At 65.5% G+C, this 13,564-nt stretch carries 8 protein-coding genes and 5 pseudogenes; 6 read left to right on the plus strand and 7 right to left on the minus strand.

What is annotated here, in order from left to right; all coding sequences use genetic code 11:
• Positions 1-22: 22 nt before the first annotated feature.
• The 4 genes and pseudogenes from OG985_RS47630 to OG985_RS47645 all read left to right on the plus strand — a co-directional run.
• Positions 23-310: pseudogene (locus OG985_RS47630) on the plus strand (transposase); the annotation flags it as partial.
• Positions 311-753: 443 nt separating this feature from the next.
• On the plus strand, positions 754-1,764 hold the full coding sequence (locus OG985_RS47635) for an IS30 family transposase (protein ID WP_371674192.1): 1,011 nt from the start codon (positions 754-756) through the stop codon (positions 1,762-1,764).
• Between the two features lie 160 nt (positions 1,765-1,924).
• Positions 1,925-3,496 carry an ISL3 family transposase gene (locus OG985_RS47640; RefSeq protein WP_371666459.1) on the plus strand — a complete coding sequence of 524 codons (1,572 nt, stop codon included), beginning with the start codon at positions 1,925-1,927 and terminating at the stop codon, positions 3,494-3,496.
• A 37-nt stretch (positions 3,497-3,533) separates the two neighbouring features.
• Positions 3,534-4,246: pseudogene (locus OG985_RS47645) on the plus strand (IS256 family transposase); the annotation flags it as partial.
• Between the two features lie 15 nt (positions 4,247-4,261).
• Here the strand turns inward: OG985_RS47645 and OG985_RS47650 are convergent.
• The 3 genes from OG985_RS47650 to OG985_RS47660 all read right to left on the minus strand — a co-directional run bounded on the left by OG985_RS47650 (position 4,262) and on the right by OG985_RS47660 (position 8,635).
• Complete coding sequence (locus tag OG985_RS47650) at positions 4,262-5,011, minus strand: transposase family protein (RefSeq protein WP_371666503.1); 750 nt, start codon at positions 5,009-5,011, stop codon at positions 4,262-4,264.
• A gap of 187 nt (positions 5,012-5,198) precedes the next feature.
• Entirely contained in the window at positions 5,199-6,167 is a 969-nt protein-coding gene (sph, locus tag OG985_RS47655) for a sphingomyelin phosphodiesterase (protein ID WP_371666502.1), read from the minus strand.
• A 446-nt stretch (positions 6,168-6,613) separates the two neighbouring features.
• Entirely contained in the window at positions 6,614-8,635 is a 2,022-nt protein-coding gene (locus OG985_RS47660; RefSeq protein WP_371666501.1) for a neutral/alkaline ceramidase, read from the minus strand.
• 1,069 nt (positions 8,636-9,704) lie between these two features.
• Between OG985_RS47660 and OG985_RS47665 the strand changes: the two are divergent.
• Together OG985_RS47665 and OG985_RS47670 are read left to right on the plus strand one after the other, a co-directional pair.
• A pseudogene (locus OG985_RS47665) lies at positions 9,705-10,037 on the plus strand (transposase family protein); the annotation flags it as partial.
• A 670-nt stretch (positions 10,038-10,707) separates the two neighbouring features.
• Positions 10,708-11,056: pseudogene (locus OG985_RS47670) on the plus strand (transposase family protein).
• A 98-nt stretch (positions 11,057-11,154) separates the two neighbouring features.
• On the opposite strand, the gene OG985_RS47675 reads toward OG985_RS47670, so the two are convergent.
• The 4 genes and pseudogenes from OG985_RS47675 to OG985_RS47690 all read right to left on the minus strand — a co-directional run.
• The gene (locus OG985_RS47675) at positions 11,155-11,466 is read right to left on the minus strand and encodes a hypothetical protein (protein ID WP_371666500.1); all 312 of its coding nucleotides are present in this window, start codon (positions 11,464-11,466) and stop codon (positions 11,155-11,157) included.
• Between the two features lie 123 nt (positions 11,467-11,589).
• Positions 11,590-11,760, minus strand: a complete 171-nt coding sequence (locus OG985_RS47680; RefSeq protein WP_371674211.1) for a hypothetical protein — start codon at positions 11,758-11,760, stop codon at positions 11,590-11,592.
• 165 nt (positions 11,761-11,925) lie between these two features.
• A complete protein-coding gene (locus OG985_RS47685) occupies positions 11,926-13,089 on the minus strand; it encodes an acyltransferase family protein (RefSeq protein WP_371666499.1) in 1,164 nt (387 codons plus the stop codon).
• Between the two features lie 309 nt (positions 13,090-13,398).
• Positions 13,399-13,542 (minus strand): annotated as a pseudogene (locus tag OG985_RS47690) (IS6 family transposase); the annotation flags it as partial.
• Positions 13,543-13,564 lie beyond the last annotated feature (22 nt).

Genomic DNA, 13,564 nt, shown 5'->3' on the forward strand with positions numbered 1-13,564 from the left:
ACGATCGTGTGTACGCCGACACACCGCCGGTGACAACCCCGCCCGCCTGCGCACCGAAGCGTCCTTCGCCGCTCTGTGCGGTGTCGCCCCGGTTCCGGCCTCCAGCGGCAAGACCAGCCGTCACCGGCTCTCACGCGGCGGCGACCGCGCCGCGAACGGAGCCCTCTACCGCATTGCGCTCGTCCGCATGCGCCGCGACCAGCGCACCCGTGACTACGTGGAGCGTCAAACCGATGCCGGTCGGGCGAAGAAGGAAATCATCCGGCTCCTCAAACGCGCCATCGCCCGGGAGGTCTTCCGTCTATTGACAACTGCAGTCCAGGTTCCTGAGGTCGCGGATCTCAGGCTCGCCCGCCAGGCCAAGAACATCACGCTCACCGCCGCAGCGAACCACCTCGGCGTCTGGCCCGCCGTCATCTCCAACATCGAACGGGCCTCCGACGCGATGACACCTTCGCCGACGCCTATCGCAGCTGGCTCGCTGCCGCACCAACGATAGGAGCATCAAGGTCATGGACGGCATGGCGGAATGGCAGAGCCGTCCTCTCGACCGTGCTTGAGTTCTATTGGTTGTTGCGAACGCTCCGGAAGGAGAGTGTTTGCATGCCGAGGTACGCCCCCAACAGAGTGCCGACTGCGGTGAAGAAGAGGTACTTCGAGCTGCTGCACGCGGGGTATCGAGGTGCGGCTGCCGCCCGCCAGGTCGGGGTGTCCACGAGCTGCGGTTCGTTGTGGTTCATCGATGCTGGGAGCATGATCATTGCTGACCCCGGCCCGATATCGCCGCGCTTCCTCACCCAGGACGACCGCATCGCGATCGCCGACGGCCTGCACTCCGATCAGAGCGTGAAGCGGATCGCGGCCTCGATCGGGAAGAGCTTTCAGAGCGTCTACCGGGAGATCGAGCGCAACAGCAAGCCGGACGGCCGCTACAACCCCTGGTGGGCCCACAATCGCGCCCTCCTGCGTCGCAGGCGTCCCAAAGAGGAGAAGATCCGGGTCGGCGAGCCGCTGCGGACGTTCGTGCGCGAGAAGCTCACTGAGAAGTGGTCTCCTCAGCAGATCTCGCGTCACCTGGCCCGCGAACACGCCCACGACACATCGATGCGGGCATGCCCGGAGACGATCTACCGGGCCCTGTTTGCCGGCCTCCTCGGCCGGCGCGACGCCAAGCTCCGCACCGGCCGAACCCGACGCAAGAAGCAGCGTCGCGGCGTGCCCACCCTGAACAAGATCAAGAACATGACGCTGATCCACCGGCGCCCCGTTGAGGTCAACGACCGCAGATCTCCCGGGCATTGGGAGGGAGACCTCATCATCGGCCGCGGACAGGGCTCGGCGATCGGCACCCTGGTCGAGCGCACCACCCGTTACGTTCACCTGATCCACCTGCCCGGCGGCTGGAAGGCCCCGCAGGTGCGCAACGCGCTGATCACGCCGACCGCGCATATCCCGCCCCAGATGAAGAGAACCCTCACCTGGGACCAGGGGCGCGAACTGACGCTCCACGAGGACATCGAGGCCCTCACCGGCTTCCGGATCTACTTCTGCGACCCTCACTCGCCCTGGCAGCGCGGCACCAACGAGAACATGAACGGCCTGCTGCGGCAGTACTTTCCCAAAGGCACCGATCTGTCAGTCCACACCGCACAAGACCTTCGCGCCGTCGCCCGCCAACTCAACCACCGACCCCGCATCGTCCTCGGGGACAAGACCCCGGCCGAGGCCATGCAAGAATGCCTCACAGGCCCATTGACCAGGTGATTCGCAACCACTGATGGAAACCGCCGCGTCTACCCGGTCGTCTTCATCGACTGCATCAACGTGAAGATCTGGGTTCTGGCGACGATCTTGTGATCCGGACGCTTGTGCAGGTCGTTTCAGATGTTCGCGATCATGCATCGCGTGCTCTCGTAATGTGCTGTTGGAGTTGTTTCCCTACCTGTCCGCGTTGCTGATCGAGGAGGTCCAGCGGCGGCCCGACAAGGTGGTGCTGAGGACGCGCGCGCGAGCGACGACCGCGGCTTGCCGGTGCGGCCAAAGCTCGGCACGGGTGCACGGCCGGTATGTACGCCGGCTGCGTGATGTCGCCGTGGGCGGGCTCGGCGTCGTGATCGAGTTAGGCATACGCCGCTTCCGCTGTGAGAACCCTGCCTGCACGGCGGTGACGTTTGCCGAGCAGATCGCGGGACTGACCACCCCGCACAGCCGACATACCCCGCAGCTGCGTGGGGTGTTGACGCAGATCGGCCTGTCCCTGGCCGGCCGGGCAGGAGCCCGTTTGGCGGCCGCGGTCGGCCTCACCGTGGGCAGGGATACGCTGTTGCGGCTGGTCAGGTCCCTGCCCGAGCCGGAGATCGGCGAGGTGGAGATCCTCGGGGTCGACGACTTCGCCTTCCGCAAGGGCCGCCACTACGGCACGGTCCTGATCGACATGGCCACCCACCGTCCGCTGCACATCTACGACGGCCGCGACGGGGAGGACCTGGCCGCCTGGCTCCGCGATCACCCAGAGGTGAGGGTCATTTGCCGAGACCGTTCCAGCGGTTACGGGGAGGGCGCTCGGGTCGGGGCGCCGCAGGCCGAACAGGTCGCGGATCGCTATCACCTGTGGGCCAACCTCGGCCAAGCGGTTGAGAAGACGGTCAACGCCCATCGCTCCCACCTGACCGAACCGCATCCCGGCTCAGCCTCCGGCCCCGACCTCGTGGAGGTGGAACCCGAGGTGGTCCAGCCGCCGAAAGAGCTGAAGATCGTGATCCGGCTGCGTGAGCAGCATGCTGCCGCCCACGAACTGTGGCAGCAGGGGATGTCGAAGGCGGCGATCGGCCGGAAGCTCGGGCTGCACCAGGCCACCGTCCGCAAACTGGTCAACGCACGCTCCGCCGACGATGTCGTGGCCAAGAACCTCCAACGAGCGCATGTCGTTGATCCGTACGTCGGCTACCTGCACCGGCGCTGGAACGAGGGTGTCAGAAACGCTGCCCAGCTCTACCGGGAGATCAAGCAACTCGGTTATTCCGGCGGCGAGTTGGCCGTTCAGCGGCATCTGCGGCGTTACCGGACCGGGCGCGGACACGCACCCGATCCGGGACCGAAGCCTCCCTCGGTCCGCGAGGTCACCTCCTGGATCATGACGCACCCCGAGCACCTGCGGGACGAGGACGCTGACAACCTGCACCGGTTGCGTGAGCGCGATCCTGAACTTGACCGGCTCACTCTTCACGTCAGGAAGTTCGCCGCGATGATGACCGGACGGCACGGCGACCGCCTCGAAGACTGGATCATCGACGTCGAACAGGACAGTCTGGCTCCGCTTGCGGGCTTCGCGCGCAACCTCCGCCGCGACTTCGACGCAGTCCGCAACGGGCTGTCTCTACCGCACAGTTCCGGCGCCGTCGAGGGCAACATCAACCGGCTGAAGATGCTGAAACGCCAGATGTTCGGCAGGGCCAGTCTCGATCTCCTTCGCAAACGCGTCCTGCTCACACGGTGAGCCCCACCGCCCGAATCACAAGATCATCGCCAGAACCAAGATCTGCGAGGGCCAGGTCGCCAACAGGCCGATATACATGGCTCTGGCAGTCACGGCCGAGGGGCACCGCGACATCCTGGGACTGTGGGCCGGCGGCGAGGGAGGCGAAGGCGCCAAGCACTGGCTCCGCGTCCTGACCGAGCTGAAAAACCGCGGCGCCGAAGACGTCCTCATGCTGGTCTGCGACGGGCTCAAGGGCCTGCCCGACGCGGTCGGCGAGGTCTGGCCGCGGGCCGTCGTCCAGACCTGCGTCGTCCACCTCCTGCGGGCATCGTTCCGCTATGCCAGCCCCAGGACTGGGACAAGATCGCCAAAGCACTGAAGCCGGTCTGCACGGCGCCGACCGAGGACGCGGCCCCCAGCCGGTTCCTCGAATTCAGCGAGGAATGGGGCAGCAAATACCCTGCGATCGTGCGGTTGTGGGAGAACGCGTGGGCCGAATTCGTGCCGTTCCTGCAGTTCGACGCGGAGATCCGCCGGATCGTCTGCACCACCAACGCCATTGAGTCGGTCCACGCACGGATCCGCCGGGCGGTCCGGGCCCGCGGCCACTTCCCCTCCGAGAACGCCGCTCTGAAGTGCGTCTACCTCGCGGTGATGTCCCTCGACCCGACCGGCACCGGCCGAAAACGCTGGACCACCCGCTGGAAACGAGCCCTCCAGGCCTTCGATATCGCCTTCGACGGACGCCTCACCAACAACCGAATCTGAACCCAGGAGCGTTTTTCACGTGTAGATCATGAGGGTGAGGATCGCTGCGGCGGCTGACGTGAGCCTGTTCGGACTGGTACGGGCGTGGCGAAAGATCCGCCACCGCTTGATCCGGGAGATCGTCCGTTCGATGGGAGCCCGCAGGGCCGCGTGGACCTTGTTCGACTTCTTGTGCTTGTCGCTGAGCTCGGTCTTCGGGCGGCGCTTGATCGGAGTGATGACCGTGCCGCCGGCTCCGGCGTAGCCCTTGTCCGCCAGGACCTCGAGATCCAGCTGTGCGCAGGTGTCGATGATGCCGTGCTCGCGGGCGGCCTTCACGTCGTGGGTGCCTCCGGGCAGGGCGGGCGAGAGCCACAGCAGCTTCCCCTCTTCCGCGGTGATGACCTGCAGGTTCACGCCCTCACGGTGGACCTTCCCGGAGAAGTGGCCTGGCTCCTGGACCCGGTCGGTCTCCGCGACGGTGCCGTCCAGCAGCACGTATCCGTCGGCGTGATGGCTGGTCAGCGCCTCGGTCAACGACGGGGCGAAAGCAGCTAGGCACTCGATCGTGTCGTTCGTGTAGCGCCAGGCCGTGGCCACACCGATACCAAACCCTGCGGCGAGCTGTTCGAAGGTGTCGTGCTTGCGCAGGTAGACCAGCGTGCACCGGGCCCGATCGTACGGGCGCAGCTTGCAGGCACGGTCACCGTCACACGCGACGATCGCCATCGTCACCAGTTCGAGGAGCTCTTCGTCGAGGTCGCATGCGGCAGGATAGAAGAACACGGGGCATCTCCGCAGGTGAGGATACGTTTGGCGACTTTCCAAACCAGCGGGATGCCCCGTTCGTCACGCCACAGTCAACGCCGCCCCACCACCTCACCCGCCAGCCGTACACATGGAAAAGGCTCCAGAAACCAAACCGCTTACACCGTTTACTGGACAGACCCCGAACGAGCGGTGAAAGGCCTGATCACGAGCCCTGGATCGGGTAGTGGTCCGAGTAGTCGTAGTACTGCGTGTCGTTCAATGTCCAGGTGTGGGGGTGGACGTTGAGCCCAGTGTTGGTCCAGGTCGCAGGGCGGGCGTGCGAGTTGCTGAAGAGGATGTAGTCGAGCCACTGGCGTGGCTCGCCGGTGTAGCGGGCTTTGGCGATCGAGTTGGTGGCCGGATCCATGGTGTATGGCACACCGGCGAAGGAGGGCGCTGCGGCGTTCAGGGTCGACAGCAGGGTCGAATACTCGGGCCTGTAGCGGTCGATGTTCATGTCGCCGGCGTAGACGACTTCTTCGCTCGCCGGGAGTTTGAGCTTGTCGACGAAGGCCCGGATCTCCCTGAGCTGGGCCGTCCGCACCCGTGCTGGCTCGCTGGCGTCGCAGCCGTCGTCGTCCGACTGGAGGTGGGTTCCAATGACGTTGACCGCGGTTCCGTTGACGTTGAGCCGGACGTAGGCGAAGCCTTTTCCGGAGAGGCTGTCGTTGCCGCAGGACTCGTTGTAGATGAACTGCACCTTCTTGGTGATCGGCCAGCGGCTCATGACGCCGACGCCGCCGTCTTCCGGGGTGAAGAAGGAGTAGTCGCCTTGTGTGGAGTCCCACCCGCTGGTGGAACGGCCGATCACCGGCGTCTGGTACGGGTATTGCGCCTTCATCTTGTTCTGCAGGATGTTTGAGGCGCTGTTGTCGAACAGTTCCTGGAAGACGACGACGTCGTGGTTCTGCGTATAGCTTGATGTGCCAATGAGGCCGCCACGGAAGTCCTGCGCCCACTGGTCGACGACCACGGACGGGAGCAGCATCGTGTTGCTGGACACGATGTTCAGGGACGGAGCTATGGCGGCTGTGCTCCGGGGCGCCGCCTCGGCGCTCGCGGTGGTGCCGAACACCGTGGCGGCCGCGAGACAAGTGGCCGCCACGGCCAGTGTGGAGGATCTGGTCTTCATGCTGATGCCTCTCTTGTCGATTCCGGCGACGCGCTGTTGACAGCCGCTGATCCGACTCGAAGGGGTCAGTTCGGACTCCGACGTGTCACTTTCCGTCGAGGGTTGATTACGGTGTCCGTGAGTCGTCTGACTGAGGCCGGCTCAGCTCGGGGCTTTCCATCCCCTATTCGGTGAGACCGTTCTGTCGGCAGAAGTGGGCAGGAAGCCCGGTGTGCTCCCAGGCTCGGCGGTTTTCGCGTCGGCGGCTGGGCGTGCAGGCTGGTTCACCGCTGGTACTTGGACCGGGCGGCGGGCCTGGGTGGGGTGGTCATGGGTTTTCCGGTGTCCAGGGCGCGCAAGTAGCTCCGGGGATCCGAGCCGGTCGGCCACGTGCGAAGACCCTCCATGCGGGTGTCTATCCGCCAAGTCAGCCTTCGCGGTTACGGGTTCTGCGCGGCGCGGAGGTTTCAAGAGATGGTGAATGCATGTGAGGTGCCGCTGAGGGATGTGATGTGGCCGGTGAGTCCGTTTTTCCAGTCGCCGTGGTGGAGGATGCGGTAGGTGCCGACGGGTGTGTCCGCGGGGATGTCCCAGGTGATCGTTGCGGTGGAGGTGGCGCCGAGGGTGCGAGTCCAGCGGTATTTCGTGGCCCAGTCGCCGTCGTCGGCGTGGCGGATCCACTGTCCACCGGTGAGACGTTGTACTTCGAGGAAGGTTCCGCCGCGGTGCAGGTTGTTTTTGGGATGGCCGGTGACGAACCCCACTGAGACCCGCTCACCGCGACGGTAGCTGCTCTTGGGCGGAGTGAGGACGTCACCGAAGTTCCTGAACGGCGTCGGGTCGTCGAAGACGACGCCAGTCTGAAAGTTGAGCTGACTTCCGGACAGGTCACGTGGGACGGGGCCTTGGTCGGGGAACGTTCCCGTGCGGAGCGAGGCCGCGAGTTTTGCGAACTCCTGTTGGTAGGCGGGGAGGGTGTAGCGGCCGAAGAGTGTCGATCCGCCCTCGTACTGTTGGGAGTCGTACTCCTCGGGTGTCGTGACGTACTGGCTGTAGGCGTTGGCGTACCCCTGGAGGAGCACGTGCTCTAGCGGGACACCAAGTTCCGCGGCCACGGTTCGGCGGATACGCAGCCCGGCGACGATCGTGTACTCGGCGGGTCCCGCGACGAGGTGCAGCTGACCGATGCGAAGGATCTGCAACGGCAGCACATCTGGTGTCCATGGGTATGGCCGCATTGCCCCGGTGGGCAGGGCCACGAGCTTCGGAGCCTGGGCATCGGCAAGAGCCTGCGGGATCGGCGCGTCCAGTCCGCCGAGCGCCTCGACGAGCGGGTTCTTGGCACCTTCCGGCACGGGGATTCCGGGTCCATCCTCGGTGCTGCCCGCCAGCATGGATACGCCGATCGCGGCTGTACACGTCGAGTGCAGTCTCCCGTCCGGCGTGTACTGCCCGGCCACCGCCACCGCGGACATGTCCACATAGCACAGCCGGGAGTCCACCCCTCCGGTGACCTGCTCGGTCGCCGAGCCGAATGCGCGCAGTGCCGCACGGAACTGGCGGTCGCCGATGATCCGAGTATTCTCGAACTCGTTCTCCGTCGGTCCCGACCCCGGTCGAAGGTTCAGATTCGGCGACATGTCCCCGGAATTGGTCTGCGGAAAGCTCGCGACGAAACCAGGCACACCATCGAGGTAGCGAACCCCGGCGTAGTCATGCTCCCACGCATAGGCGGCGTAGCCCTTGTTGTCACCGCTGATGAGCCGGTTAGCACCCGTCATCGACGTGCCATGCGTAGCAAACCAGTTGATCGAACCGACATCGTGACCGCCCTGCCTGAACCGCAGCACCGTCACAGCGGGATCGATCGCCAACGGGAACTGCGTCCTGTCTTCTGCAGGGTTGCGCTCGAACGCCACCCTCGACCGGTTGACACTGGCGTCGGTGAGCTCAGTGCGCCCGATCATCATGCTTCCAGGCTCGAGATCGTTGTGCGCTTTGCTGATCGCCTCGACGATCCCCGTGACAACGCTGCTAAAGGTCTGCTGCTGGAATCCGAGGATCGCAAGATTGTACAGCGCGTAATGTGATTCGCCACCAGACGCGGAGTGTGTGTGCGTGGCATTCAGCAGAACGTTCTGATCGGTGTAGAGGCCCCCGTACATCTTCGCCAGCCGTGCCAGCACACCCTGATGCACGGATTGGAAGATCGCAGCCAGATCGGCGGTGACGAACACGACGCGTCGGCCCGAAGAATCCACCACTACATACGCCCGAGCCCTGCAGCGAATATGGATCCCGGTGGTCTTCTGCTGGGTCAAGGAGTAACCCATCATGCCGTTCTCGGCCCCTGGCCCGGTCACATCCGAGATCCCGCGCCCGACCAGATACTCGCCTTGTGCCGCGACGGGCGCCGCGGAGTTGAACACGTGGGCGGCGACCGACAGGCCGGCTACACCGGTCAGTAGACGCCTCCTACTCATTGACATGAGCGCAGTCCTCTCCTGTCGGGTTAGGGGGTCTCGTTTCCGGAGGGCACTGACCACTCGCAACTGCCGATGAATACCAGCCTGCCGCTACGTGCAACGTCACTCTGCTTGCGCCGGTCGATAGCTTGCTGAACAGGGCAGATGTACTGGTGCGATCTCGGCAGACCTCCTATCAGAGCGACGTTGGCCGATACGGAAGGATCGGATTTCAAGATCTTTGTATCTATTCCACAGTGGCAGGAACTTGATATGCGGCACCGGACTCTCTTCCAGGCTGCGCGAGATGCGCAAGAATAATCTTGTCGAAGGTGAAGAAATATCCGGTGCTGCTGGCCGCCGGAGTCGGCAACGTTGATCACATCGAAACTTGCACAGGATCAAAGGTGGCGCCCTGCCACTGATCAACGTCACTGCGATAGCGGGCCTGCCGACGCCGAGATCACAGCACGACATCTGCCCTGCTCGGCAAGCCGTCGACTATCAGAGCAAGGTTGTGCCATTGACCATCAGACTGTGGCACATTCCCAATGCGGGGCGGATCTTGCATGGAACGGCTGAACTCACATGCCAATTGCATTCACGGCGACCACAGGGCTGTAGGCATGTACCGTATCGCCGGAATCGTATAGGCGGACGTGTTCTAGTTATGCCCACTATCGGAAGAGCGGAACCTTTCCTGCGGGCGGCTTACTGATCGTTTCACAATGAGGTTCTGAGTCGCCTCAAACAGATGATGCTGCAGGCGAGTTGGAGTAACGGTGTGGTGTACGAAAGCGGTTTTGGCTGGTGGGGAACGTGAGGAGAGCCGTACGGGTTGGGATGGTTGTGAAGCGATCCTTGGCCCGTACGGCTCTCTTGCATCGCATCTGCACGGCATCTCGAGGCGTCGACTCGGGGCGCTCATCGTCGAGTTGGCCGGCCCGTGGATCAGGGCTGATTCAAAGTCCTTACGGCTGCGAGAACCAGCAGGTCACAGGGATGTGACGAACCTTCACTCCGGCAATGCCGCACGCAACGAAGCTCCGATGATCAGGGAGACCTACCAAGTCGCCCGACCACCGGAGCTTCGATGTGCCGCCAGTCTGCCACCATCTGTCTGATCAAGTCGCCCACCCGTCAGCAGCGTGAGCTGTCGGACACGGCTGCCCGGCTGGGTGCCCTGGCCGATCCCCGTGGCCGGCGCGGACGCCGCCACACGCTCACCTCGGTGTTACTGACCGCCGCGTGCGCGGTCCTGGCCGGCGCCCGCTCCTACCTGGCCATCGGCGAGTGGGCCCGCCACGCACCCCAGGACACCCTCGCCCGCCCGGGGTTTCATGCACGCGGGCCTCTCCAGGTACGCCGTGCGGCCTCGCTCTCCACTCTGCGCCGGGTGCTGGTCCTGGTGTGTCCCGGCGCCCTCGCCGACTTTCTCGGACACGGCCCGGCCGGGGCGGAGACGGTCGCGGTGGACGGCAAGAGTGCCCGCGGATCGCGCACCGATACCGGGCCCGCCGCCCACCTGCTGTCCGCCGTCACCGCCGCCGGCCGGACCGTCAGCCAGGTCGAGCTGGCCACCGCCGAGTGGGTCGACTGGTACTGCCACCGACGCCTGCACGGTGAGATAGGCCACGTCCCACCCGTCGAGTACGAAACCGACTACTACCTGACAACCACGAAACCCCAGGTCACGACCACCAACCGAGATCTCTACCGAACCCGGGGCGGTTCATCGTCCGACTCAGCGAATGCTTCCCGCCCGGCACCACATCGGCTTCACTACGACCACCAAGCCACTTCCGGCAGCTCTGCCAAAGGCTGACGGCCTAGAGATCACCAACAGCATCAGTTCCGTGAAACCCGAGATGTCGATCATGAAGACTCGTGATCATGCTGGGTGACTGTTGCTGAGCTCATCACTGAGCTTCTTCGAGTTGGCCACCGATCGGGTGACAGACAAGGGCTCGTAACGGACAAGGCTCCCGGACAGTTGAGCGAGAGATCTCACGTCTCAACTCATTTGTCAGGGAGCCTTGTTGGTTACCTATCCTGCCGCACTCGACCTTCCGCATGCCCTCGTGGAGTAGGTCACGATGCTGATCATCACCCGCGAGGGTGACCGCCGGTGCAAACTGCCGGCCTCTCAGCGGGCCCTCATCACGCTCGTGTACCTACGCGAGCGACTGAAGATCCCCGCCCTCGCGGACAAGGCGTACCAGGGTGCCGGCGGAACGTTCGCCACACCCGTCAAAAGACACCGAAACCGTGAGCTCACCGTCAAAGAGAAGGCCGTCAACCGGGCACACGCCCGACTCCGCTCGCCCGTCGAACGGGCCTTCGCACGACTCAAAGCCTGGCGGATCTTCCGCAAAAGCCCGCGTCAGCCCCAACACACTCACGTCAATCGCCAAGGCCGTCCTCACCCTGGAGAAGCAACGCTGAAGAAGCTCACTGTTCTGTTCCCGCACTTCGTCAGGCTCCACGTCGACTTCGTCAGGGTGAGCGGCCGGACGGTGCGGCTGCAGGTCCGAGGCAGCGAGCTATCGGCTGCCTGCTCTAGCTGCGGGGCTTCGTCGGCCCGGGTCCACAGTCGTTACGAGCGCCGGATCTCCGACACCGGCGGTCGCACGCCGAGGCTGCCCGCTGGCCGCCGTTCGGATCGAGGTGGAGGCGGTACGGCTGGGGCTGCCGGCCGCCCGCCACCGGGCCGCCAGGTCCTGAAGTGCCTTCCAGATGTCGCGCGGCCCCTGGGTGGTGACGTTCCAGCGCTTGTGGCCCACCGGTTCCACGCGCAGCCACGAGCCGCAGGCGGGCGCGCCGATCACCAGATGCTCGGCGCTGAAGTCCCGCACCAGCCCGCCGAGGAGGTGGTACGCGGCCAGCCATAGGCTCCGGTCGGTCGGCCGGCGGTGTCAGTATGGTTCGCTGAGTCCGGGTGCCCGGCTCGGCGTTGATGTGCTGGCGGAATTCCTCGCTCAGCCAATCCGCTCCATGCCGTGGCCTGCCCGGTGCGCGAACTCCACGGCCCGCAGCTCCGCCGCGATCCGCCCGTCGCAGGTGCGCTCCACGACGGCGAGGCCCGGCCATGACGGCGACGCGCTGGTGACGTGCACGAGGAGCTGGCCGCCGGATGCGAGTTGCTCGATGAGCGCCGTCGGTACGCGCTCTGCACCGCACGTACGCCTGCGGCATCACCACCTCGCGCGGCAGCGCCAGCAGCGCGTCGCGCACCGGCCCAGGCCGCAGCCCGTGCGATCGCAGTCCTCGGGTTCGGCGGTGTGACGCTGTTGGCCGCCTCGGTCGGCAGCGGGCTATGTCGGGGGAGGTGCTGTTGTCGAGGTGCCCAGCGCCGAGCAGTGTCCAGGCACCGAGCCGAGCCGTCGGGCTCGGCGCTGGAGAGGTGCCTCGATGACGGCGTACGACAGGAGGGCCATGGCGGTGGACAGCACGACCGTGGCCGACAGGCGGCCGTCTTGTACGCCGAGGGAGGCCAGCAGGCGCACGATCGGGTAGTGCCACAAGTACATGCCGTAGCTGAGATTGCGGCCCGTCCAGGCGAGCGGAGCCAGGGACAAAAGCCGTGAGAGGTGTCCGTCGCGGCGCAGTTCGAGTCCCGTGACGAGCGTCGCGGACACCATCGCGACCGCCAGGAATCCGACGGTGTACCAGGCGGCGGTCCAGGCGCCCTCGTCACCGGTGACGGGTACCTTCCAGGCGACCATGCACAGCAGGCCCAGGGCCGGCGGGGCCAGTCGGCCGGCCCATCCGCGCAGGGCTTCCAGCCGGGGGCCGTCCGCGTGGAGGCGGGCCAGGACGACGGCCACCAGGGCGCCGGCGAGCAGCTGGTCGGCGCGGGTGTCGGTGCCGTTGTAGATGCGGTGGGCCGCGTCCGGGTTCCACAGCGTGTACCGCCACAGCACCGGCGCCGCGCACAGCACGGCCGTCCACACCAGGGCCGTGCGGGCCCGGAACCGCCGCAGCAGGAACAGCAGGACGAGCGGCCACAGCAGGTAGAACTGCTCCTCTACGCTGAGGGACCAGGTGTGCGCCAGCGGACCAGTCACGTCGGAGTACGCGCCGTCGTCCCCGGCCCGCACGATGTTCACGACGAAGACCGCCGCGAGTCCGGCCGCCGCCGAGGCGCCGTCGAAGGCCCACAGCGATGTGGTCAGCGACAGCACGACGCACGCCGCGCACACGGCCAGCAGGGCGGGGACGAGTCTCTGCCGGCGCCGCCGGTAGAAACGTCGCAGGTCGATGCCGCCCGTGCGGGAGTACTCGGCGATCAGCAGGCGGGTGATGACGAACCCGCTGATGGTGAAGAACACGTCCACCGCGACCGAGCCGCCGGGCAGCAGGTCCGGCCTGACGTGGTAGACGAGGACCATCGCCACCGCCACTGTCCTCAGGCCGTCGAGCCCGTCGACCCGGCCGCCGCGTGCGGCAGCGGACGGGAAGCCCCGGCCGGACGTCACGCGTCTGGGTGGTTCGCCCAGCCCAGATGAGGGACCTGAAGCATTCTTCATGCAGTCCGTTTCGAGATCAAGAGGGAAAGGCCTGTTCGAATGCTGACGGCTGGAGCCGATCTTGGCGCGAGTACATAATGCTCAATTGATCGCTATGCGCCAGAGCCGCTTATCGAATCTAGGTCACCGCAGTTGTAGGAATTCTCCACGGGGCGTTGATGCCCCTATGGATGTTCAAGCGCCGGCGTCGTCACGTTGTCGTGGGTGTGGCGTCTGGCGGTGCGTCAGGGCGTGGTCGAGTCGGCTGTCAGTTCTCGGTCAGGCCGCGGCGGGCAGGCCGGCGGCGCCGGTGATCTGGTCCCAGATCGTGAATCGAATGGTCATCTCGAGGCGGTGGCGGCCGGGCCGGAAGTGGGGTGATATGCCGCTGAACGCGGCCACGAACCGTTGGGCTTCGCCGACCTAGAAGCCCTTCATCGCGCCT

This window comes from Streptomyces sp. NBC_00289, assembly GCF_041435115.1.
Classification (GTDB): Bacteria; Actinomycetota; Actinomycetes; order Streptomycetales; family Streptomycetaceae; genus Streptomyces.

Excerpts from the sequence above, each read along its gene's own strand:
- OG985_RS47635 (WP_371674192.1), top strand. The coding sequence starts at position 754 with ATGATCATTGCTGACCCCGGCCCGATATCGCCGCGCTTCCTCACCCAG.
- sph (WP_371666502.1), bottom strand. The coding sequence starts at position 6,167 with ATGAAGACCAGATCCTCCACACTGGCCGTGGCGGCCACTTGTCTCGCG.
- OG985_RS47660 (WP_371666501.1), bottom strand. The coding sequence starts at position 8,635 with ATGTCAATGAGTAGGAGGCGTCTACTGACCGGTGTAGCCGGCCTGTCG.